We start from the raw sequence: 18,666 nt of genomic DNA, 5'->3' as shown, positions 1-18,666 counted from the left end.
TTAAACGGCGCGTTTAACCTGTTCATCCAGCAGTTGTGGAAAGGTATCGGCAGAATCTGCAGAAAGTTTACGTCTTTTTACGGCACGTGATGGCGGCTGGCACAGGCTGCAGACAAAGCTGCCGATGGGCTGATGAGCGTGGTTAATAAAGCTGCCACCACAGCACTTACAGTCAGACAGTTCCAGCATGCCACTTTCAACGAATCGCACCAGGGTCCATGCACGTGTTAGCGCCAACAGCGGGCCCTCGTCCGATTGCGGACACTGCTCAAGATACAAGCGATAAGCTTTGATTACCGCTTCAACGCCACTGTTCAAGCCGGTTTTCAGCAGGAACTGCCAGGCGTTACAGAACATAGAAGAGTGAATATTTTGTTCCCAGGTCATGAACCAATCGGTAGAGAATGGCAGCATACCTTTCGGTGGTGGCGCACCACGCAACTCTTTATAGAGTTTAATCAGGCGACCACGGCTCAGCTGAGTTTCACTCTCCAGCATTTGCAGTCGTGCGCCCAATGTAATCAGCTCCATGGCCAGCTGAATATCACGCGCTTCCTGAACAATACTTTTTTCGCTCATTAAACGGCCCTCTTCTTCGCAGAGACGTCATCTTTAGACGCATTTCGCAGGAGACGGCTGGATAATAAAATACCGGTGTGGATTTGCTGTAAGTCATCCACACGTGACTCTTGAGTCAGGCGATTAATATGGTTGTGATCGGTAAATCGGAACTGGCAAACCAGTTGGTTGGTTTCCGCTAATTTTACCATCTCAGGTAAAGTTAATTGCGACAATGCATCAGCCATCGATTCATCGATGCCTAAACGAAACATTGCTGAAGCTTTTTCCTGGTTAATTAAACGCTGAGCAAGGAGCAAATATGACAGATTGATGTCATATATATGTTTTAGTAATTCTGATGTACCCATTTTTTTCCATCCTGATAGACGCGACACATATACGGCCACAGAATTAAATTGTTCTATGGTTCGGGCTGCTGGTTGGTAAATCTAAAGATGGCAAAAAATAATCAGGCTTGAGCCAACGTGCTCCTGACTGTTGCACTTTTCGTCAGGACACTGATCTGTAGTAATCAAAACTCCAGGCCATTCTTTGCTTGAGTTGTAACCATCTTCCGTGACGTCTGCTTACAGTTTTTTAAGACTAATCTGAAAACAAGGCAAATCTATATTGTCTGATTTCGACATACAACGTGAGTGGCGCGAAATTTTAGATAAAGTGTGATCCACGTCACACTTTTAAGGCAAATTTTTTTTCTAAACCTTCAGCAGCGCTTTTCTGTTGTCCATTTTTTGCTCGATTTCTGATTATTTCCTTAATATTTTGCTGAAGTAAGGCGGATTTTAGGCTGTGCGGAAGATTGTCATTACAACGCGATCAGTTATCTGTCCTATAGGAATTAGGGTGCTATAACACGCCATATAAAGGATTATATGCAGCATAATACTCTGAATTAGCATGAAACTATTCGCTTCTAAATTAATCACTTACAGGGAATATTGCCCATGTGCCGTAAAGCGAGACGCTAGCGAAGCGTGAAGTCTGGGCGCAGAGCGCCAGGGAACTGTTAGTGGATTGTAGGGAGTGTTTAGCGCACGGCAGGGGATGTAACAGGGCGTTACATTAGAGAAATGAATGAATAGGCATTTTTCGGTTTGCTCCGCGATGACTATCGGCCTGCCACCTGAGATCTTTAGGGTTGCGAGGAAAAAAAGCTCTTTTTGCCTTTCGATTGTATGCTTTTTAACCAAATCGTGCGCTTTTTGCTGATGAGTCAGCGCATTAGCGCTCAAAGAAATGAAATCGATTTCGTGAAGTTACAGTGGCGCGTGAAAACGCTGTGCAGCGGAGCGTAAATTCAAAAATGTGCGATAAATCGCGCCGCTACGGAAGTGTGCAATAAGTGAGCAAAGCACCCAATGTTAGCATTTACCGTAGCGGCGCAATGTATTGTGCAATTAAGCGTTACGCTAATTTCGGAAAGGTAGCGACTTTATTTACCGTACCGTGATCATCACTGCGTACCGGCAAAGTATTTAAATCTTTCAGGAAGCTTTCACGCCAGTGTGAAATATCCTGTTTGCGCAACACCGCCATCATGTCGTTGTAACGCGAGATACGTTCGGTACGCGGCATGGTCAACGCGCGATCGAGCGCAGCCGCCACGTCATCACGATCGTACGGATTGACGATCAGCGCGGAAGTCAGCTCATTGGCCGCACCAGCAAAGCGGGACAACACCAACACGCCAGGGTTATCCGGGTCCTGCGCTGCTACATACTCTTTCGCCACCAGATTCATGCCGTCACGCAGCGGCGTAATCAAGCCGACGTTGGTGAGACGGAAGATCTTCATTAACAGACGACGATCAAAGTGCTGATTGAGGTAATAGAGCGGCGTCCAGCCCAGCGTGCCGTATTTACCGTTGATGCGCCCCGCTTCCGTTTCCAGCTGGTGACGGATGTCCTGATAAGCCTGCACATCGCCGCGCGAGGTGGGCGCAATTTGCGAGTAGCGAATTTTGCCGCGGTGCTGCGGGAAATTCTCCAGCAGGGCTTCGAAGGCCAGGAAACGCTCCGGCAACCCTTTAGAGTAATCCAGGCGCTCACAGGCAATGATATTCTGCAGATCGCCCAAATCGCGTTTCATCGCCGCCATTTTCGGTGGCAGCGGTCCTTCCGCCATCTCTTTAATGGTGTCTGGCTCAATACCAATCGGATAGACCTCAGTCATAAAGGTGTTACCGAAGGCACGATGCTTCTTCTCTCCTTTATTCTGCAGCTGCGTCAGCTGGCTCAGGCTATCAAGGAAAGCTACGCGGTCAGATTCTGTCTGGAAGCCCAGCAGATCGTAGTCGCACAGCATCTCCAGCAGCTCCTGATGCGGCGGCAGAGCATTGAAGATCTCTGGCGTCGGGAACGGGATATGCAGGAAGAATCCGATGCGGTTATTAATGCCCTGTTTGCGCAGCTCGGCGGCAAACGGCAGCAGATGATAATCGTGGATCCACAGAATATCGTCGGGCTTCAGCAGCGGTTTAAGGCGCTGCGCCAGCAAAGTATTGACGCGGCAGTAGCCATCCCAGGCTTCGCGCTGATACTGCACCAGATCGAGGCGATAGTGGAACGCCGGCCAAATCACGGTATTGGAGAACTGGAGATAATATTGATCATAATCGTTTTGATTAAGCGGCAGTGACGCATAGGTGATGCCGTCTTTTTCGATCTGCGTAAGTTCTTCATCCTCTTCTTCACCCGAGAATTCGCTGATCTCTCCGTTCCAGCCAAACCATAATCCACCGGTATCTCGCAGTGCATCTAAAATACCGACAGCAAGCCCGCCTGCGCTGGCCTTGCTACCATCGGGGATCGCGATACGGTTAGATACGACGACTAAACGACTCATAACCTAAACTCCTTACCAACATTGTCATGTTCTAGTTGTAATAATAGTTGTTCAAGCCAGTGCCATACGGCCTCAACGCTGTTGAGGCGATAGCGTGCATGGCTGGCCCCTTCACCGACTTTGACAGAGATCCCCTGCATGGCATTTACCACGAGGAATCCTTTTTCATCTGTCAGGTCGTCTCCCACAAATACCGGAATGCGTCCGGCAAAGGGTGCTTCCTGCATAAACTCACGTACGGCAGCGCCCTTATCGATGCCTTGCGGCTTCAGTTCCACCACGCATTTACCTGGCTGAAGCGCCAGCTCGGGAAAGCGTGCAACGGCGTCTTCGGCCAGCTGCATAATGGCGTTTTCGTACTGCGGCGCATTGCGATAGTGCAGCGCAAATGCCATGCCTTTCACTTCTAATAGCGTATCGGGCCACTGATCCAGCGTCTGCTGCAGTTCAGTTTGCAGTGTTTGCGCAATATCCCCCGGCAAGCTGTGGCGATGCACGCGGCCCGCCGCATCGCGGCGTTCTGCACCGTGCACGCCCGCGGCGGGGGCTTCGAGTGGCGCGACTAAGGCGTCGAGTTGCGCAATCGGACGGCCGGAAACCAGCGCTAAGGCGCCGTGGCTAAGATTGGAAATGTGTTGCAGCAGCTGGCGTACCGGAGCGGGAATGGAGACCGACTCGGGCTGCGACTGAATCGCTGCCAGCGTGCCGTCGACATCAAAAAAGAAGGCGTAGAGTCCGCCACTTAATGACGGCAAGGTGCTGTTGTGATTAACCGCGGAGGTCACGACTCTTCTCCTGTCTTGTGGAATTTGTCATTACAGGATGTTCGGAGGCTGGCTGGGTGATCGAGGCGGTTGCTACCGCAGAAGTGTGTGCGAGGAGGTTTTGCAGATAACACGGAATTTCGATAGATAACTCTCCACAAACAAACATCATTTAAACTCACTCGCCAGGCTGACTGCGAACATCGTCAGAATTAAGTGTAGACGCAGATCACGATATTGCCAGATTCGCGCGGCCTGGCTATAGGATAAGTGGCCGTTTTAGGCCTTATGCCGCAAAAGAATTGCCTCAGCGCTTTTTCAGCCGCTTCGCTTATTTTTTTAGCGTTGATGACGCCCTTCTCCCGCCTCAATTCCCGGATTATGCCGACTTGCATCCGCCGCGAGGATTATCATATGGTGCGTTTACCGTGCGGCTACAGCGCGGAAATAGCGCCCTGATCGGCATTGATCACGGCTGTTAGACCCATTCAGGCAGGAATCCGGATAATGGAAAACCGATCGACATCACATTTTTCACTTGTCGCGGCAGGTGAGCGAAGATGATCCCGCAAAGCTACAGCCAACGCGTTCACTTCTATTACTGCATTCTGGTCGCCCTGAAAATCAACGCCAAAACGAAGAAGTCTGGCGGCGTGCGCGGCAAGAATAACTTCCTGCTGAAATGGCTGCGTAATGCGCAGAACAACACCATTTTCCCGCCGGATATCACCAGCGAGATTGAGTGGCTGCGCGCCAAGATCATCAGCTCCGGGCCCGACACCGACCTGGAACCGATGCTGCAATATGTTTACGACACGGCGAAGCGTGCCGAGACGATGCGTTTAGGTTCATGATTCCTTCCATTTATTCGACTCAATGGAAACCGCGATTTTATTGAGGCAACGCAATATCTGTATCGTCATTACCACGTAAATCTGGATACGGTTAAATCTTCTTATCTTGATGAATTTAATCGAAAAATATTAAATCTGGCATCTACGTGAAGGTAATTAATATGATTAACAGAATGATCCTCAATGAGACCGCCTATTTCGGTGCGGGCGCGATTAATTCTATTGTCGATGAGATTCACAAACGCGGTTTTAACAAAGCGTTGGTGGTGACCGACAAGGATTTGATCCAGTTTTCTGTCGCCACCCGCATCACCGATCTGCTGGCGCAGAACGACCTCAGTTTCGCCATCTATGATGAGGTGATCCCCAATCCTACCGTTGAGGTGGTGCATGCGGGCGTCGAGGCTTTTCGTCGTTCGGGTGCCGATTATCTGATCGCGGTGGGCGGCGGCTCGCCGCAGGATACCTGTAAAGCCATCGGCATGATGATTGCCAATCCCGAGTTCAGTGACGTGCGCATGCTGGAAGGCGGCGCCGCCACGCGCAATCCCTCCGTACCGATCATTGCGGTGCCGACTACTTCCGGCACCGCAGCGGAAGTGACCATCAATTACGTCATCACCGATGAAGAGAAGAAGCGCAAGTTCGTCTGCTACGACCCGCACGATATCCCGGCGATTGCCATTATCGATCCCGACATGATGGCCAGCATGCCCGCCAGCCTGAAAGCGGCGACCGGCGTCGATGCGCTGACGCACGCCATTGAAGGCTACATCACGCGCGGCGCGTGGGAACTGACCGACATGTTCCATCTCAAAGCGATTGAAATTATTGGCCGCTCGCTGCGTGATTCGGTTAAAGGCGTGCCTGCGGGCGTGGCGGATATGGCGCTCGGTCAGTACATCGCCGGAATGGGCTTCTCGAATGTTGGCTTGGGTCTGGTGCACGGTATGGCGCATCCGCTGGGCGCGTTTTATGGCACGCCGCACGGCATCGCCAATGCGGTTCTGCTGCCGCATATCATGGCGTTCAATGCCGAGCATACCGGCGAGAAGTACCGCGATATCGCCCATGCGCTGGGCATGGAAAGTGCCTATAGCCGTTCATTAGCCGATGCCCGTGCGCTGGCCATTGATGCGGTGATCACCCTAAACCACGATATCGGTATTCCGCTCAGACTACGTGATATCGGTATGCAGGAGCAGGATGTGGATGCGCTTGCCGCCGCAGCTTTCGCCGATGTATGTACGCCGGGCAATCCGCGGGAGTGCAGCGTGGCGATGATCGCTACGCTGTATCGTGAGTTGTTCTGATTAGGCGTTAACCTGGTCGCCATTAATGGCGACCGACGTGTTTTGTAGGTGCGCATTTATGCGCACCAGAACGACGCGCTTATTTAATTCATGCCAACATTCACCCTTTAAAATAATATTTATCTCGCGGCTTAAAATAAAATTAATTCAACCCGGTGCGCTTGCAGCAATGGGATGCCCGCTTAGTATTAATGAGGCGGCATGCGGTTGATGAGTACAAGGCTAAATTCACTCCTTCCCTCCTCCATTTCTTATCGTTATTTATTTTTAAACATCAGAATTAATTCCCTTTCTCCGTTTATTTTATTTTTTGAGGTGAGCTATGTTTCGACATGTAAAGCAGTTGCAATATACCGTGCGCGTTAATGCGCCCAATCCCGGTCTGGCCAATTTATTACTCGAGCAGTTTGGTGGTCCGCAGGGCGAATTAGCCGCTGCGATGCGCTATTTCATGCAGGGCTTAAGTGATGAAGATGCGGGTCGTCGCGAGATGCTGATGGATATCGCGACTGAAGAGTTGAGCCATCTGGAAATTATCGGTTCGCTGGTTGGCATGCTGAATAAAGGTGCCAAAGGCGAACTGGCGGAAGGCAGCGAAGAGCAAGGCGATCTTTATCGCTCCATCACCGGCGCGGGCAATGACAGCCATCTGACATCGATTCTGTACGGCGGCGGCCCGGCATTAACCAACTCCGCGGGCGTGCCCTGGACAGCGGCTTACATTGATACCATTGGCGAAGTGACAGCGGATCTGCGCTCCAACATCGCGGCCGAAGCGCGCGCCAAAATCCTCTACGAACGCCTGATCAACCTCACCGATGACGTGGGCGTAAAAGATGCGTTAGGCTTCCTGATGACGCGCGAAGTGGCGCATCAGCTGTCGTTTGAAAAAGCGCTCTACTCCATCCACAACAACTTCCCACCGGGCAAACTGCCGCCGATCGAGAAGTATGCGCACACCTACTACAACATGTCTCAGGGTGACGATATTCGCGGTAGCTGGAACTCGGATGAGAACTTCGACTATGTCGCCGACCCGCAGCCCGCAGTGGATGGCGGTGATGGCTCCGCCAGCGTGACGCTGCCGTCAAAACAGCTGAGCGATCTGGATACGCTGGCAACACGCACCGCTTCACAGCCCGATACCAATCCGATTACCGGTGCGGAACCCGGCAGTAAAACTCCCCTCACCAATCAGTAATTAACGTCAGGTCGCCCTAAACGGCGACCTGGCAGATTAATCCGGAAAACGCCCTTTCATTTCAGTTACGCGGCTGGGTTGTTGAGGGATGTGCCATAGTTGATGCTGGCATAATTAATAAGGAGGGCTTGATGATGTTTGGTTTTTTAACTTCCCTGTTCGGTAGCCCGGAGTCATTAGTGCAAGTCATGACGCGCCAGGACATTCAGGAATCGATTGAGGAAGGCGACAGAATTATTATTGATGAAGATGGTAACGCTTCGGTTAATGCTTTGAGTCCTCAAGTGCAGCGCGATTTTGCCCATCATGTCAGCACATTAAAGGATATTTAAATGGGCACGGCGATATTTATGGTGATGATGGTTTGCGGCTATTGGTATACCAGCCGCGACATGTCGAGCCGTTTAAAAATTAAGCGTTCCTTTGGCTGGGATGTCTATTTTCTCATTGCGCTGTATGGCTGCATATTTGTGCTGCAAGGCGTGCTGGCGACCGCGATTATCTGGCTGATTCTGCTGGCCGCATCGGGCGTGAATAATGCGTTTGCGCTCACCTCGGCAGAGAATGTGCACTGGAACGTCGATTTTATGACGTGGAGCTTTTTAGGCATTCAGGCGCCGGTGGTGCTGATGCTGGCCTTTGCCATCCTGTTTTGCATGTATCGCTCCAACTGGGCGGTCAGCGCCCGGCTTAACGCCGGTGGACGCAAAGAGCTGTATCAACGTCTTTCCCGCTCTAATGGCATTGAACAGTTGCTTTTGCAGTGTATGGAAGAAGGCGAACTGGCGTGGGTTACGCTGAAATCGCGCCGTATCTATATCGGCATGATTCACGCGGCGACCTTTGAGTATCCAAACACCGCCAACATTGTGTTGATCCCGATGCTGAGCGGCTACCGTGATTCACGCACGCTTAATCTGGCGATCGAGCATAATTACAGTTTGTGGTACCACAATCACAATATTGACTTCTCGTCCGCACCTAAAAGTGCCCTGGAGTTTCGTAAAGTGATTATGGTGCATCAAATAGAAAGTTTGTCGCTGTTTGATCCGGCCAGCGCCAGCGCATTAGCGATGGATAAGCAAAGCGGTAATAAACGCAAATGGATGCGAAAATCCACGCCCAAGCGCGACTATCCCTAAATTTAATTTTCAAAGATGCTGGCTTAATTGCGCAATTGCTTTATGTTGCACGGAGCCAGCAACATTCCATAATAAGTCAAAATAATAAGGGCATCATGATGGACTTTAAAAAGTTCGAGGACACTTTACAGCTGTGGGGGAATTTACACTTCACGGGAATTGAACTGCAACAGCGTGATAATAAAAGCGAAATTTACGCGACCGGCACTAATAATCATACCCAAAGCCAGCTGTATATTTGCACGCTTTCAACTGATGTCGCTTCACACGTCCAGTTAAAACAGTTTCGCACCTGGTTGCACAGAATTAATATTGGCAAAGCGAAGCGCCGATTAGCTCTCGCCAGAAAGGATTAATTCATTGTCCCCGCGCGGGGGACAGAGAGGAATATCAGGCGTCGTCAGGCGTGTAACCCACCACAATTTCCAGTGTTTTGCGCAGCACATCAGCTTCAGCATCACCTTCTGCGGTTTCCAGCGCCATAATCAAACAGAGAATAATCGATTTATTACTGACGCGCCCTTCCGTGGCCAGCACGTGGCGGATAACCCTATCCAATACGGCAGCTTCGTTTCTTAACGTACTGTCTGCATTGCGAAAATGCTCTGCCAGTTCGGTGTCAGGCAGTGCAGCGTAGAGGTTGTGATTTTCCGACATGATTCCAGTCCCGTGATTGTATCTACGCTCGAATTTACAGTGCCTAAATGCGAGCCAATCGGTCAATGTTTACGATTGTTACCAGACTGTTGGTTGTTACCAAACAGCTGAAGAACGTTGTCGCTTTGCGGCTGCTCTTCGCGCAGCTTTTTTCCCGCCGAAATACTGTTGCGTACATCGGTGATGGCGGCAGTAATCGCTGCACGCTGCTCTTCGTCATTGCTCTGCTGCTTCATCAGCATCAGCTGATTCAACAGCGCTTGCGTATTGACCGGGCCCGTACGTTGCAACAGCGCCAGCGCCGCTTCGCCAATAATTTCATCGATTATTTTCTGGTGTTCACTTCTATTCATAACGAATTTTCATAACGAATCTCTGACCGCCGCTTCGCCCCGGTGCGGGGCGAAACCAGTGTGGGAGCGTATTCAGAGTAAAATTTTAATACTTGTACAAGTTTGACGTCTGACTGGCTCTCAGCTTTCACGTTCAAATAACAAGCCAATCAGCTGATGATAGTGATGCTCTTCTTCAGCATTGGCGGCCAGTTCCAGTCTGCGCAGCAGCTTGGTGCATAGCGATTTGCGGTTGAGGTTACGGCCTTCGCGTAAGATTTCAACCACGATCTGACCCAAGGTTTCCTGCTGCGATGGCAGCGACGCTTTGCTGAAATAGTTGGCAATGGCCTCGACTGAACTCGGCGTGTATCCGTTCTGACGCATAATTGACCCCAATAAATGAAAAAGTTAGATCATTTGACCTAAGTAAAGTTGTACAGATAGCAAAAAGCTGTACAAGGAGCTTACTCAAGATATCAGGCAGGTTTTGTTGCAAAAAGTGCTAAGAAGTGTGAATTAGGACAATTAGAAAGCTTTTATTTCCAAATCTGTGCGCTCCGCGCCGAAAGTCATTGACGCGTGAGCCGGTTGGGATGGTCAATTGTCGTCGGCATCGGCCGAAGGCATTCTGACACTGCCTTCCTGGCGACTCAATCCGCGCAATGCTGAATGGACGCGATTATCGCTGCCCGCCGGTTGACGGTGCGTGAGCAACCATTGCTGCGCCTGGGCAATACGCTGCTGCTGTTGACTGTTTTGCTCTTTTCTCGCCATGCGCGCGAGCTCTGCCAGCAGTGTGGAAACGCTGACTTCCTCACGGCGCACCAGTAATGCATAGGCCGCTTCGCCGATAATTTTAGGTTGCGAATCTGACATCTTCTACCTCCTGAGAATATGGGCTTACGCTTGCTTCTCACTCTTCATTATAGATCATCGGCCTGGCACCTTGTTAACAGACAGCTCTGGTTATCTTGGGTTTTTGTTACTAACACGTTATGGTAACTGCCCTTCGGTGGCCTCTGCTCGCACCGACGACGTGATTAATAACAAGCATTAAGCAAGGAAATCTGGCATGGAGTTCACCATACGCAAAGCCACGGCAGAGGATGCAGAGCTGCTGCACCTGCTGGGCCGCATGACCTACAGTGCGCATTTCAAACATATGTGGGTTTCCGCAGACGAACTGGATGCCTTTATCGACAAGGAATACGGTCTGGCAGAGCTGAATAGCAGCCTCGCGGCGCCCAATGAGAGCTGGCTGATCGCCGAGACCGACAAGCCGATTGGCTTCGCCAAAGTCACCTGGAACACGCCAGTGCCGGATTCCGGCATGAGCGGCGCGTTGCTCAACAAGCTCTACCTCAATCCAGAAGAAACCGGCAAAAACTACGGCCGCTGGATGTTCGAGAGCATCATCAATGAGGCGCGCGACAAGCGTGAAGGCTACCTGTGGCTGGAAGTGTTAGGCGATAACGTGCGTGCACGTAAGTTCTACGAAGCCTTTGGTATGCAGCACATCAAAGACATTCCGTTTATCACCGCTTCACAGCAGAGCACCCTGCAGATCATGGGGATGATGATTTAAGCGCAGCGGCAAGCCCTTTGGCACAAAATAAATTTCCTTTGCTGCCAATTGTTTTGCAAATCATTACGGGTTCTGGCTTGATCAAACTGCCTATTCGACATTACTGTATACATATACAGTGACGATTTGAGATCGCAGCCATGCAGTTTTATCAGCCCGCGGAAATCCGCGCTATTCTCGCCTTACCTTTGTTCATCAGCCGCGTGCCCTGCGGCTTTCCGTCCCCGGCGCAGGACTACGTTGAACAACGTATCGACCTCAACGACTTTTTAGTCGATCACCCCAGTTCAACCTATTTCATTAGAGTCAGCGGTGACTCGATGATCGACATCGGTATCAATGAGGGTGACATGCTGGTGGTGGACAGCTCGCTCAAACCCAAACACGGTGACATTGTGGTGGCTTCCCTTTCCGGCGAGTTCACCGTGAAACAGCTGATGTTACAGCCTTACCTGCATCTCAAACCGATGAATACCGCGCATGCGGTGATCGCCATTCCTGACGCCGATGAGTTCGAAGTCTTCGGCATCGTTAAACACGTGATTAAAACCATAGGCCGCTGATGTTTGCCCTGGTGGATGTGAATTCGTTTTACGCCAGCTGTGAAACGGTGTTTCGCCCGGATCTGCGCGGCAAGCCGATTGTGGTGCTGTCGAACAACGACGGCTGCATTATTTCGCTAAGCAGAGAAGCCAAGGCGCTGGGCATTAAGATGGGCGCGCCCTACTTCAAACATCGCGAAGAGTTGATGCGCCACAAAGTGGTGGTGTTCTCGTCTAACTATGCGTTGTATGGCGATATGTCGCGCCGCGTGATGGAGACGCTGGCGCTGATCTCCACGCGCGTGGATGAGTATTCCATCGACGAAGCCTTCGTTGACGTCACCGGCATCAACGCCTGCATGACATTCGAACAGTTAGGCCGCGACATTCGCGACCGTATTTATCGGGACACCCATTTGCGCGTGGGTGTCGGCATTGCGCCGACCAAAACCCTCGCCAAGCTCGCCAACTGGGCCGCCAAACGCTGGACCAAAGCCGAGAACGTGATGGATCTCTCTTTGCCCCACCGTCAGCGCGAGTTGATGAAACTGGTCAAGGTTGAAGAGGTGTGGGGCGTGGGCCGGCGCTTATCGAAAAAGCTCAACCTGATGGGCATTACCACCGCGCTGCAATTGGCTGAAACCCCGACCGCGCTGATCCGTAAACACTTTGGCGTGGTGCTGGAGCGTACGGTGCGTGAATTATGTGGCGAGTCTTGTCTGGCGTTTGAAGAGGTGATTCCCAACCGGCAAAATATCCTCTGCTCGCGCTCGTTTGGCGATCGCATTACCGAATATCAGGATATGCGCGAAGCCATTGCCAATTACGCGGCGCGTGCCGCAGAGAAATTGCGCAGCGAGCGGCAATATTGCCGTCATATCGGGACGTTTATTCGTACCAGTCCGCACGATCCGCATCATCCTTATTATGCCAATGCGGCCAGCCAAACCTTGATTACGCCCACCGCTGACAGCCGCGATATTATTCAGGCCACGCTCAACTGTTTAGATCGCATCTGGGTGCCCGGTAAGCGTTATATGAAAGGCGGCGTCATGCTGGGCGATTTCTTTAGCGATGGCGTGGCGCAGTTTGATCTGTTTGCGGAATATCAGCCGCGTCACAATAGTGACCAATTAATGGCCCTGATCGACAAGATGAATGCCCACCAGCGCGGTGCGTTATGGTTTGCCGGGCAAGGCATTCAGAAACCCTGGTCGATGAAGCGCGAGATGCTGTCCCCGGCCTACACCACCCGGCTGGCGGATCTGCCGGTAGCGAAGTAAGCGCTTCACGCTTGAATTACACCCATATCAATACACTCTTCAGTCCCTGACACAGCGTCATCACAACCGTAGAACCGGGTTCGTCTAAAGGTGTCTGAACCGACCAAAGAAAAACCGCGCCAGCTAGCGCGGTTTTGTACAGGTATCTGGCGTGGGTGCGTTACTTCGCTGCCCTGTGCGCCTCAGAAGCGGCATTCATACCCGGATGCAGATTGACACCGGAAACGTCCGTGGCTTCTCGTGCCTTGTGCAGGTCACATGCCGCCTGCATTGATAACCACAGGCGCGCCGCAATACCCAGCCCCGCCTCAAGCCGCACCGCCATTTCAGGACTGACCGATGCTTTACCGCTGGCGACTTTACTCAGCGCTGAAGCTGATACGCCAAGCTCTTTCGCCAGTACGCGCAAGCCAATATTGTTATCTTCGATGTATTCGGTGATCAGACCGCCCGGATGCGGGGGATTGAACATTGCCATCAGTGGTAGTCCTCCAGGTTAAGAATATAGGCATCGCCGTCGGTGAATTCGAAGGTGATACGCCAGTTAGCCCTGACCGTTAATGAAAACAGGTTTTTCCTGTCCCCTTTCAGGGGATGAAAACGAAACCCCGGATAGTTTCTGAATTCATCCGTGCAGAGCGCTTCATCAATGACCAGAAGGCGAAGCCGAATGCGTTCCGCGTCCTGCGCCTGGACACCGCTGATATCACCTTTCTCAAACAACTTTGTAATCCTCTATGCTTCCAGCTTTTAATCACGCCACGCCTCCGCGTTTCCTGCTGAGAACAGCATATAATATGTTTCACAGCAGGAAACAGGTCTGGCTTTTTATTTTCGCAGCGCGTCACAGACTCAAGCCCTGAGCGGATCTGCCGGTAACGAAGTAACCGCTTCACGCTTGAATTACACGCATGCGAATGCGATATTCAGCCCCTGATACGGTCACAGCTTAATAACATCCGGAGAACCTATGTCGAATGAAGAACGCGTAAACGAGCTGGAAGCAACGGTAAACCAGCTGCAGATTGAAGTCGCTGCCTTGCGCGAGTTAATGATTAAGCAGGTGGCGGTAAATAACATCACCTTCAAAGGGAAATATGATGAGGTGATTATTCAACTGGCGAAAGAATATGAAGAGCGCGGCTTAGAGGACGAAAGGAATAGCCAGATGCACGAGGCGCTGCGTCAATATATTAAATACCAGCTGCCCGCCGTGGAATAAGCCAATTACGCTTGCGATTCATCTATATTAATCCCTTTCACATCATCACGCCCTTCACGCTTTGCCCGGTACAAGGCGTGATCGGCGTACTCCAGCAGTTTTACCGCACTGAGGGTGGCAGACGTCGCAGTGGTGGCGCAGCCGGCACTGATCGTCACCTGCCCTTTGGGCGAAGAAATATGCGCAAGCTGCCTGATACGCACCGCCTCAACCACCCGATGCGCAATCGTCATGCCCTCATTGAATGGGGTATCAGGCAGGATCAGCGCAAACTCCTCGCCACCATAGCGCGCGGCGATATCGGAGCGCCGCGCAACCACGGCAGCTAATACTTCACCGATCGCTTTCAGGCACTTATCCCCGGCGATATGGCCGTAAGTGTCGTTGTAATGCTTGAAGAAATCGATATCCATCATGATCAGCGTGAGCGGTTTACCGCTGGCGGCGGCGTGGGCCAGCGCTTGATGCAGGAAACGATCAAACTCCCTTCGATTCGCCAGACCGGTTAAACCATCAACGTGCGCGAGTTGATTCAGGGCGAGGTTGGCGCTGTGCAGTTCGTCGCGCAGCTGAGTCAATTCCTGCTGATAGCGCAACACGCTACGCGCCTGACGCAGCTGGAAAATACCGAGCAGCAAGATGGTCAGCAGCAGGATAATGCTGAGCAGAATATCCTGCGCCCGACGGTTAACCCACACATGGAACAGATCGTCACTGTTGTAACCGGCGGCGACGATAATCGGATAGCGATCGGAACGCGCAAAACCAAAGATCCGCGCCTGGCCATCCAGCACCGATTTCCACTGCCCGCTACCGCGATCCATTTTCGCCAGCATTTCCTGAAACAGCGGGCTGGCTGAGAGATTTTTGCCGATGTAACTGTCAGGCATCGGACGCGCATACAGCACCGTGCTGTCAGCCAGCATCAACACCAGCACATCGCGCGCACCGAGTTCGTAATAGCTGTAGAAGCGACGGAAAAAATCGACCTTGATGGTGGCCAGCAGCACGCCCTTAAAGCCACCGCTGGCATCACTGACGCGCAGCGAAACGGGGATGACCAAATCACCGGTGCTGCGGCTGTTGATCACCGGGCCGATATGCACGCTGTTGCGCCGGTTATGGCGCTGAAAAGTGAAGTATTCACGGTCGGAATTATTGATATTGTTGGGTGCGCGTTGGGCGGAGGTGGCGATCCACTTGCCATCTTGATCGTAGTAGAACAAGCCGTGTAACTGCGGTAAGCGGCGCTGTAATTCGCGCATGGTATTACTCAGGTCAGCGCCCTGAATGCGCGTTGCCAGCTGTAGCTGCAGATCACGCTGTACCTGGCGTAGCGAAAGCTCGGTCTGCAGGAAGGTGTCTTCCGCCTGACGCGATTGTGATAACGCCAGATTCATCGCGGATTCCTGGGTCTGACGCACGGTCGCCAGCCAGTCTTCACGCAAGGTCCAGATACTCATACTGGCTACGGTGATCAACAGCAGCAGTCCAGAGAGCACAATGCTTTTCAGTAAACCGCCGTCAGAAGAAACCGGCTTATCCATTTTTCTTTTAAACTGCATGTTGTCCTCTGTCTTCCCCACCAACAGAGTTAAGCAGGTAAACCACGCATCAGTGGACGAATGCGGTTATTTTTCGGGCCATCGATAACTCCTATGACCAGTTGCGAAATATTACTGTAGTCTGGTTCCACCACATTGAGTGGCAGCAACACACAGTACGCGTTTACACGATCACTTCGGTATGCATCTCGACCAGCCCGCTACGAGCGGTTTTTTTTTTGCCTAAGATGCAGGGAAAACGGGACGGAGCAATCAACTCCGCCCCGCGCATTAGGCTGCGACGGTCAGCGCTTTTTTGCTGCGCGACCAGACGCGATGGGATGCCATGACAGAAAGGAAGTCCGCCATAAAGGTGCCCTCGGCTTTCACATCTTCCACCAGCCCTTCCTCGACCTCATTGTCCTGCACGTTAAACTGCGCCTTAAACCGGCGTGCATCACCGCTCAGACCGATGGCTTTGAGATGCTTGTAGGCTTCCAGCAGGAAGTAGCGCGCATCACCGCTCAGCAGCAACGCATCGATATTGCCATCCGGCACAATCACCGCATCAAAGGTCAGCGAAGGAAGACCGGTAAAGGTGGCATCAACCGGCAGCACCGATCCATCATCCGCCAGCACTTGTCCCATGTGCGCTGCCAGAATTTTGGCATGCACGCCCTGCGCTTTCAGCGCCTGCAGAATCGCCAGCACGTCGGCGGCTTTCACACCGTCACTCAGCAGTAACGCCACCTGACGGCCTTTGATATCGCCGCTCGGTTGTGCATACAGACTCAGGCTGTCATCTTTTTTCAGGCCGTTGACCTCTTTCGGCGGAACGGTGTTGAGCTGCTCATCACTCAGCTTCAGCCCCAGATTGGTGGCCACAGCCTGCGCCAGCGTGACGTCAATCTGCAGCAGATGATCGACCACGCGTTCGCGGATGTAAGGACGCGCTACCTTGCTAAGCTCAAACGAATAAGCGCCGATGATATGCTGCTGCTCTTCCGCCGTCTGGCTCAGCCAAAACAGCCGTGGCTGCGAGTAATATTCGCCAAACGATGGGCTACGCTCGCGCACCTTGCTGCCTTCCACCCGCTCCTGATAGCTCTCGAATCCGCCCTCTTTTGCCGCTGGCGGCACTTCACGTGGCCAGTTGTTGTTGATGGAGTTCGGTTCGTAGTTGGCCGGATTGGTATCGATTTCCGTGCGATGCATGCCCTGACGCTGGAAATTGTGGTACGGGCAAACCGGACGGTTGATCGGGATCTCATGGAAGTTCGGCCCACCCAAACGGCTGATTTGCGTATCGGTGTAGGAGAACAAACGGCCCTGCAACAGCGGATCGTTGGTGAAGTCCAGCCCTGGCACAATGTGGCCCGGATGGAACGCCACCTGTTCGGTCTCGGCAAAGAAGTTGTCCGGATTACGGTTGAGCACCATTTTGCCGACCAGTTCGACCGGCACCAGCTCTTCGGGGATCAGTTTGGTGGCATCGAGAATGTCGAAATCGAATTTGAACTCATCCTCTTCCGGGATCAGCTGCAGGCCGAGCTCATATTCCGGGAAATCGCCGGCTTCAATCGCTTCCCACAGATCGCGACGGTGGAAATCGGGATCGCGGCCGGTCAGCTTCTGTGCTTCATCCCACAGCAGCGAGGCTTTGCCCGCCACCGGCTTCCAGTGGAAACGCACGAAGGTGGCTTTACCCTCAGCGTTAATCAGGCGGAAAGTATGGATGCCAAAGCCTTCCATGGTGCGGTAGCTGCGCGGAATACCGCGATCCGACATCGCCCAGATGACGTTATGCAGCGTTTCAGGTTGCAGCGACACATAATCCCAGAAGGTGTCGTGCGCGCTCTGCCCCTGCGGAATTTCGTTGTGCGGCTCGGGTTTCACCGCATGCACGAAGTCCGGGAATTTGTGCGCATCCTGAATGAAAAACACTGGCGTGTTGTTGCCGACTAAATCAAAAACGCCCTCATCGGTATAGAACTTGGTGGCGAATCCACGGATATCGCGTACGGTGTCAGCCGATCCTGCGCCACCCTGCACGGTGGAGAAACGCACGAAGACGGGTGTGATTTTTTCGGCATCGCTGAGGAAACCTGCTTTGGTCAGTTTTTCCAGCGAGCGGTAGGGCTGGAAATAGCCGTGCGCCGCCGAACCGCGCGCATGAACGATACGCTCAGGAATGCGTTCATGGTCAAAATGCGTGATTTTTTCACGCATGATGAAGTCTTCAAGCAACGTGGGCCCACGTGAACCGGCACGCAGCGAGTTCTGATCGTTGGCAATACGGGTGCCCTGATTGGTGGTCAGGTCGGCGTTTTCGCCATTTTTGCGGTACTCATCAAGCTGCTCAAGCTTGCTATTTTGCGTCTCGGGCGCTTTCAGGCTACCGGGCGCGGTGGGTTGTTTGCCCGGCGGCGTCGGTTCGGCGGCAGGTTTATGTCCACCGCCTTGCGGTGCTAAATCACCTAATCCTGGCTCAGAGGTTTCTGGCCCTTTGTGCGGCGCGGTGTGGGTTAAATTCTGTTCTTTTTTATCTTTCGACATGTGACATGCTCCTCCAGTTAAGACCCTATTAACTGTAGAGCATAAAAACGTTTATATTTCGCCTAGTTTAGAAATGATGTTTAAAGAGATTAATGAGGAGAATGTAAAGAGAGGATATTTTAACCAAAGGGTAGCTTTAATGGTTTATTAATAAGATTAATCCTGATAAATACCGTTGCGCTTTATTTTAATTATTTTCGCACCCTCCTCAGGGTCGCCATTAATGGCGACCAAAAATATCA

21 protein-coding genes and 1 pseudogene are annotated in these 18,666 nt (G+C 52.1%); 10 read left to right on the top strand and 12 right to left on the bottom strand.

All coding sequences use genetic code 11. The features are described from left to right. The 4 genes from flhC to otsB form a co-directional block, all read right to left on the bottom strand. Complete coding sequence (flhC, locus tag AAF463_RS08105) at positions 1-579, bottom strand: flagellar transcriptional regulator FlhC (protein ID WP_101760736.1); 579 nt, start codon at positions 577-579, stop codon at positions 1-3. After that, positions 579-929 carry a flagellar transcriptional regulator FlhD gene (gene flhD, locus AAF463_RS08100; protein WP_008102850.1) on the bottom strand — a complete coding sequence of 117 codons (351 nt, stop codon included), beginning with the start codon at positions 927-929 and terminating at the stop codon, positions 579-581. Before flhD ends, flhC begins: the two co-directional genes overlap by 1 nt. A gap of 1,057 nt (positions 930-1,986) precedes the next feature. Beyond that, positions 1,987-3,426, bottom strand: coding sequence for an alpha,alpha-trehalose-phosphate synthase (gene otsA, locus AAF463_RS08095; RefSeq protein WP_101760737.1), 1,440 nt, complete (start codon positions 3,424-3,426; stop codon positions 1,987-1,989). Further along, positions 3,423-4,211 carry a trehalose-phosphatase gene (gene otsB / locus AAF463_RS08090; RefSeq protein ID WP_101760738.1) on the bottom strand — a complete coding sequence of 263 codons (789 nt, stop codon included), beginning with the start codon at positions 4,209-4,211 and terminating at the stop codon, positions 3,423-3,425. The genes otsA and otsB overlap by 4 nt, the downstream gene beginning before the upstream one ends. A 542-nt stretch (positions 4,212-4,753) precedes the next feature. Between otsB and AAF463_RS08085 the strand changes: the two genes are divergently transcribed. From AAF463_RS08085 to AAF463_RS08060, 6 genes are all read left to right on the top strand, one after another. After that, entirely contained in the window at positions 4,754-5,044 is a 291-nt protein-coding gene (locus AAF463_RS08085; protein ID WP_101761029.1) for a hypothetical protein, read from the top strand. 161 nt (positions 5,045-5,205) lie between these two features. Beyond that, on the top strand, positions 5,206-6,357 hold the full coding sequence (fucO, locus tag AAF463_RS08080) for a lactaldehyde reductase (RefSeq protein WP_350261833.1): 1,152 nt from the start codon (positions 5,206-5,208) through the stop codon (positions 6,355-6,357). 322 nt (positions 6,358-6,679) lie between these two features. Further along, positions 6,680-7,558, top strand: a complete 879-nt coding sequence (locus AAF463_RS08075) for a manganese catalase family protein (RefSeq protein ID WP_101760741.1) — start codon at positions 6,680-6,682, stop codon at positions 7,556-7,558. A 134-nt stretch (positions 7,559-7,692) separates the two neighbouring features. Continuing rightward, positions 7,693-7,890 carry a hypothetical protein gene (locus AAF463_RS08070; RefSeq protein ID WP_350261983.1) on the top strand — a complete coding sequence of 66 codons (198 nt, stop codon included), beginning with the start codon at positions 7,693-7,695 and terminating at the stop codon, positions 7,888-7,890. Beyond that, the gene (locus AAF463_RS08065) at positions 7,891-8,700 is read left to right on the top strand and encodes a hypothetical protein (protein ID WP_137385642.1); all 810 of its coding nucleotides are present in this window, start codon (positions 7,891-7,893) and stop codon (positions 8,698-8,700) included. It begins immediately after the preceding gene. Further along, on the top strand, positions 8,661-9,056 hold the full coding sequence (locus AAF463_RS08060; RefSeq protein WP_255610240.1) for a hypothetical protein: 396 nt from the start codon (positions 8,661-8,663) through the stop codon (positions 9,054-9,056). Before AAF463_RS08065 ends, AAF463_RS08060 begins: the two co-directional genes overlap by 40 nt. 34 nt (positions 9,057-9,090) lie before the next feature. Here the strand turns inward: AAF463_RS08060 and AAF463_RS08055 are convergent, their stop codons facing one another. The 4 genes from AAF463_RS08055 to AAF463_RS08040 all read right to left on the bottom strand — a co-directional run bounded on the left by AAF463_RS08055 (position 9,091) and on the right by AAF463_RS08040 (position 10,568). Next, the gene (locus tag AAF463_RS08055) at positions 9,091-9,357 is read right to left on the bottom strand and encodes a biofilm development regulator YmgB/AriR family protein (RefSeq protein WP_101760743.1); all 267 of its coding nucleotides are present in this window, start codon (positions 9,355-9,357) and stop codon (positions 9,091-9,093) included. A gap of 62 nt (positions 9,358-9,419) precedes the next feature. Then, entirely contained in the window at positions 9,420-9,710 is a 291-nt protein-coding gene (locus AAF463_RS08050) for a hypothetical protein (protein WP_101760744.1), read from the bottom strand. Positions 9,711-9,830: 120 nt separating this feature from the next. Next, the gene (ycgZ, locus tag AAF463_RS08045) at positions 9,831-10,076 is read right to left on the bottom strand and encodes a regulatory protein YcgZ (protein ID WP_007891089.1); all 246 of its coding nucleotides are present in this window, start codon (positions 10,074-10,076) and stop codon (positions 9,831-9,833) included. Positions 10,077-10,289: 213 nt separating this feature from the next. Continuing rightward, the gene (locus AAF463_RS08040) at positions 10,290-10,568 is read right to left on the bottom strand and encodes a hypothetical protein (RefSeq protein WP_110865987.1); all 279 of its coding nucleotides are present in this window, start codon (positions 10,566-10,568) and stop codon (positions 10,290-10,292) included. A 196-nt stretch (positions 10,569-10,764) separates the two neighbouring features. Between AAF463_RS08040 and AAF463_RS08035 the strand changes: the two genes are divergently transcribed. The 3 genes from AAF463_RS08035 (at position 10,765) to umuC (ending at position 13,102) form a co-directional block, all read left to right on the top strand. Then, positions 10,765-11,277 carry a GNAT family N-acetyltransferase gene (locus tag AAF463_RS08035; RefSeq protein WP_101760746.1) on the top strand — a complete coding sequence of 171 codons (513 nt, stop codon included), beginning with the start codon at positions 10,765-10,767 and terminating at the stop codon, positions 11,275-11,277. A 140-nt stretch (positions 11,278-11,417) separates the two neighbouring features. After that, complete coding sequence (umuD, locus tag AAF463_RS08030; RefSeq protein WP_101760747.1) at positions 11,418-11,840, top strand: translesion error-prone DNA polymerase V autoproteolytic subunit; 423 nt, start codon at positions 11,418-11,420, stop codon at positions 11,838-11,840. Then, positions 11,840-13,102, top strand: coding sequence for a translesion error-prone DNA polymerase V subunit UmuC (umuC, locus tag AAF463_RS08025; RefSeq protein WP_350261832.1), 1,263 nt, complete (start codon positions 11,840-11,842; stop codon positions 13,100-13,102). The genes umuD and umuC overlap by 1 nt, the downstream gene beginning before the upstream one ends. A 160-nt stretch (positions 13,103-13,262) precedes the next feature. On the opposite strand, the gene AAF463_RS08020 is transcribed toward umuC, so the two are convergent. Next, the gene (locus AAF463_RS08020; RefSeq protein ID WP_350261831.1) at positions 13,263-13,580 is read right to left on the bottom strand and encodes a HigA family addiction module antitoxin; all 318 of its coding nucleotides are present in this window, start codon (positions 13,578-13,580) and stop codon (positions 13,263-13,265) included. Beyond that, positions 13,580-13,860: pseudogene (locus AAF463_RS08015) on the bottom strand (type II toxin-antitoxin system RelE/ParE family toxin). Before AAF463_RS08015 ends, AAF463_RS08020 begins: the two are co-directional and overlap by 1 nt. A 212-nt stretch (positions 13,861-14,072) precedes the next feature. On the opposite strand from AAF463_RS08015, the gene AAF463_RS08010 reads away from it, so the two are divergent. Beyond that, on the top strand, positions 14,073-14,324 hold the full coding sequence (locus AAF463_RS08010; RefSeq protein ID WP_101760749.1) for a hypothetical protein: 252 nt from the start codon (positions 14,073-14,075) through the stop codon (positions 14,322-14,324). Positions 14,325-14,329: 5 nt separating this feature from the next. On the opposite strand, the gene AAF463_RS08005 is transcribed toward AAF463_RS08010, so the two are convergent. Together AAF463_RS08005 and katE are read right to left on the bottom strand one after the other, a co-directional pair. Next, entirely contained in the window at positions 14,330-15,889 is a 1,560-nt protein-coding gene (locus AAF463_RS08005) for a sensor domain-containing diguanylate cyclase (RefSeq protein WP_350261830.1), read from the bottom strand. Positions 15,890-16,159: 270 nt separating this feature from the next. Beyond that, positions 16,160-18,424: a catalase HPII gene (katE, locus tag AAF463_RS08000; protein WP_350261829.1), complete on the bottom strand. Its 2,265-nt coding sequence runs from the start codon at positions 18,422-18,424 to the stop codon at positions 16,160-16,162. Positions 18,425-18,666 lie beyond the last annotated feature (242 nt).

This window comes from Pantoea sp. BJ2 (genome assembly GCF_040255075.1).
GTDB lineage: Bacteria > Pseudomonadota > Gammaproteobacteria > Enterobacterales > Enterobacteriaceae > Pantoea > Pantoea leporis.
This window is presented reverse-complemented; position numbering and strand designations above follow the sequence as displayed.

Bases quoted from the DNA above. Each gene is read 5' to 3' on its own strand.
- AAF463_RS08065 (WP_137385642.1), top strand. From the start codon at position 7,891: ATGGGCACGGCGATATTTATGGTGATGATGGTTTGCGGCTATTGGTAT.
- AAF463_RS08020 (WP_350261831.1), bottom strand. From the start codon at position 13,580: ATGGCAATGTTCAATCCCCCGCATCCGGGCGGTCTGATCACCGAATAC.
- umuC (WP_350261832.1), top strand. From the start codon at position 11,840: ATGTTTGCCCTGGTGGATGTGAATTCGTTTTACGCCAGCTGTGAAACG.
- otsA (WP_101760737.1), bottom strand. From the start codon at position 3,426: ATGAGTCGTTTAGTCGTCGTATCTAACCGTATCGCGATCCCCGATGGT.
- AAF463_RS08035 (WP_101760746.1), top strand. From the start codon at position 10,765: ATGGAGTTCACCATACGCAAAGCCACGGCAGAGGATGCAGAGCTGCTG.
- ycgZ (WP_007891089.1), bottom strand. From the start codon at position 10,076: ATGCGTCAGAACGGATACACGCCGAGTTCAGTCGAGGCCATTGCCAAC.
- umuD (WP_101760747.1), top strand. From the start codon at position 11,418: ATGCAGTTTTATCAGCCCGCGGAAATCCGCGCTATTCTCGCCTTACCT.
- AAF463_RS08010 (WP_101760749.1), top strand. From the start codon at position 14,073: ATGTCGAATGAAGAACGCGTAAACGAGCTGGAAGCAACGGTAAACCAG.
- AAF463_RS08040 (WP_110865987.1), bottom strand. From the start codon at position 10,568: ATGTCAGATTCGCAACCTAAAATTATCGGCGAAGCGGCCTATGCATTA.
- katE (WP_350261829.1), bottom strand. From the start codon at position 18,424: ATGTCGAAAGATAAAAAAGAACAGAATTTAACCCACACCGCGCCGCAC.
- fucO (WP_350261833.1), top strand. From the start codon at position 5,206: ATGATTAACAGAATGATCCTCAATGAGACCGCCTATTTCGGTGCGGGC.
- AAF463_RS08060 (WP_255610240.1), top strand. From the start codon at position 8,661: ATGGATGCGAAAATCCACGCCCAAGCGCGACTATCCCTAAATTTAATT.
- flhD (WP_008102850.1), bottom strand. From the start codon at position 929: ATGGGTACATCAGAATTACTAAAACATATATATGACATCAATCTGTCA.
- AAF463_RS08055 (WP_101760743.1), bottom strand. From the start codon at position 9,357: ATGTCGGAAAATCACAACCTCTACGCTGCACTGCCTGACACCGAACTG.
- flhC (WP_101760736.1), bottom strand. From the start codon at position 579: ATGAGCGAAAAAAGTATTGTTCAGGAAGCGCGTGATATTCAGCTGGCC.
- AAF463_RS08005 (WP_350261830.1), bottom strand. From the start codon at position 15,889: ATGCAGTTTAAAAGAAAAATGGATAAGCCGGTTTCTTCTGACGGCGGT.
- AAF463_RS08075 (WP_101760741.1), top strand. From the start codon at position 6,680: ATGTTTCGACATGTAAAGCAGTTGCAATATACCGTGCGCGTTAATGCG.
- AAF463_RS08070 (WP_350261983.1), top strand. From the start codon at position 7,693: ATGTTTGGTTTTTTAACTTCCCTGTTCGGTAGCCCGGAGTCATTAGTG.
- AAF463_RS08050 (WP_101760744.1), bottom strand. From the start codon at position 9,710: ATGAATAGAAGTGAACACCAGAAAATAATCGATGAAATTATTGGCGAA.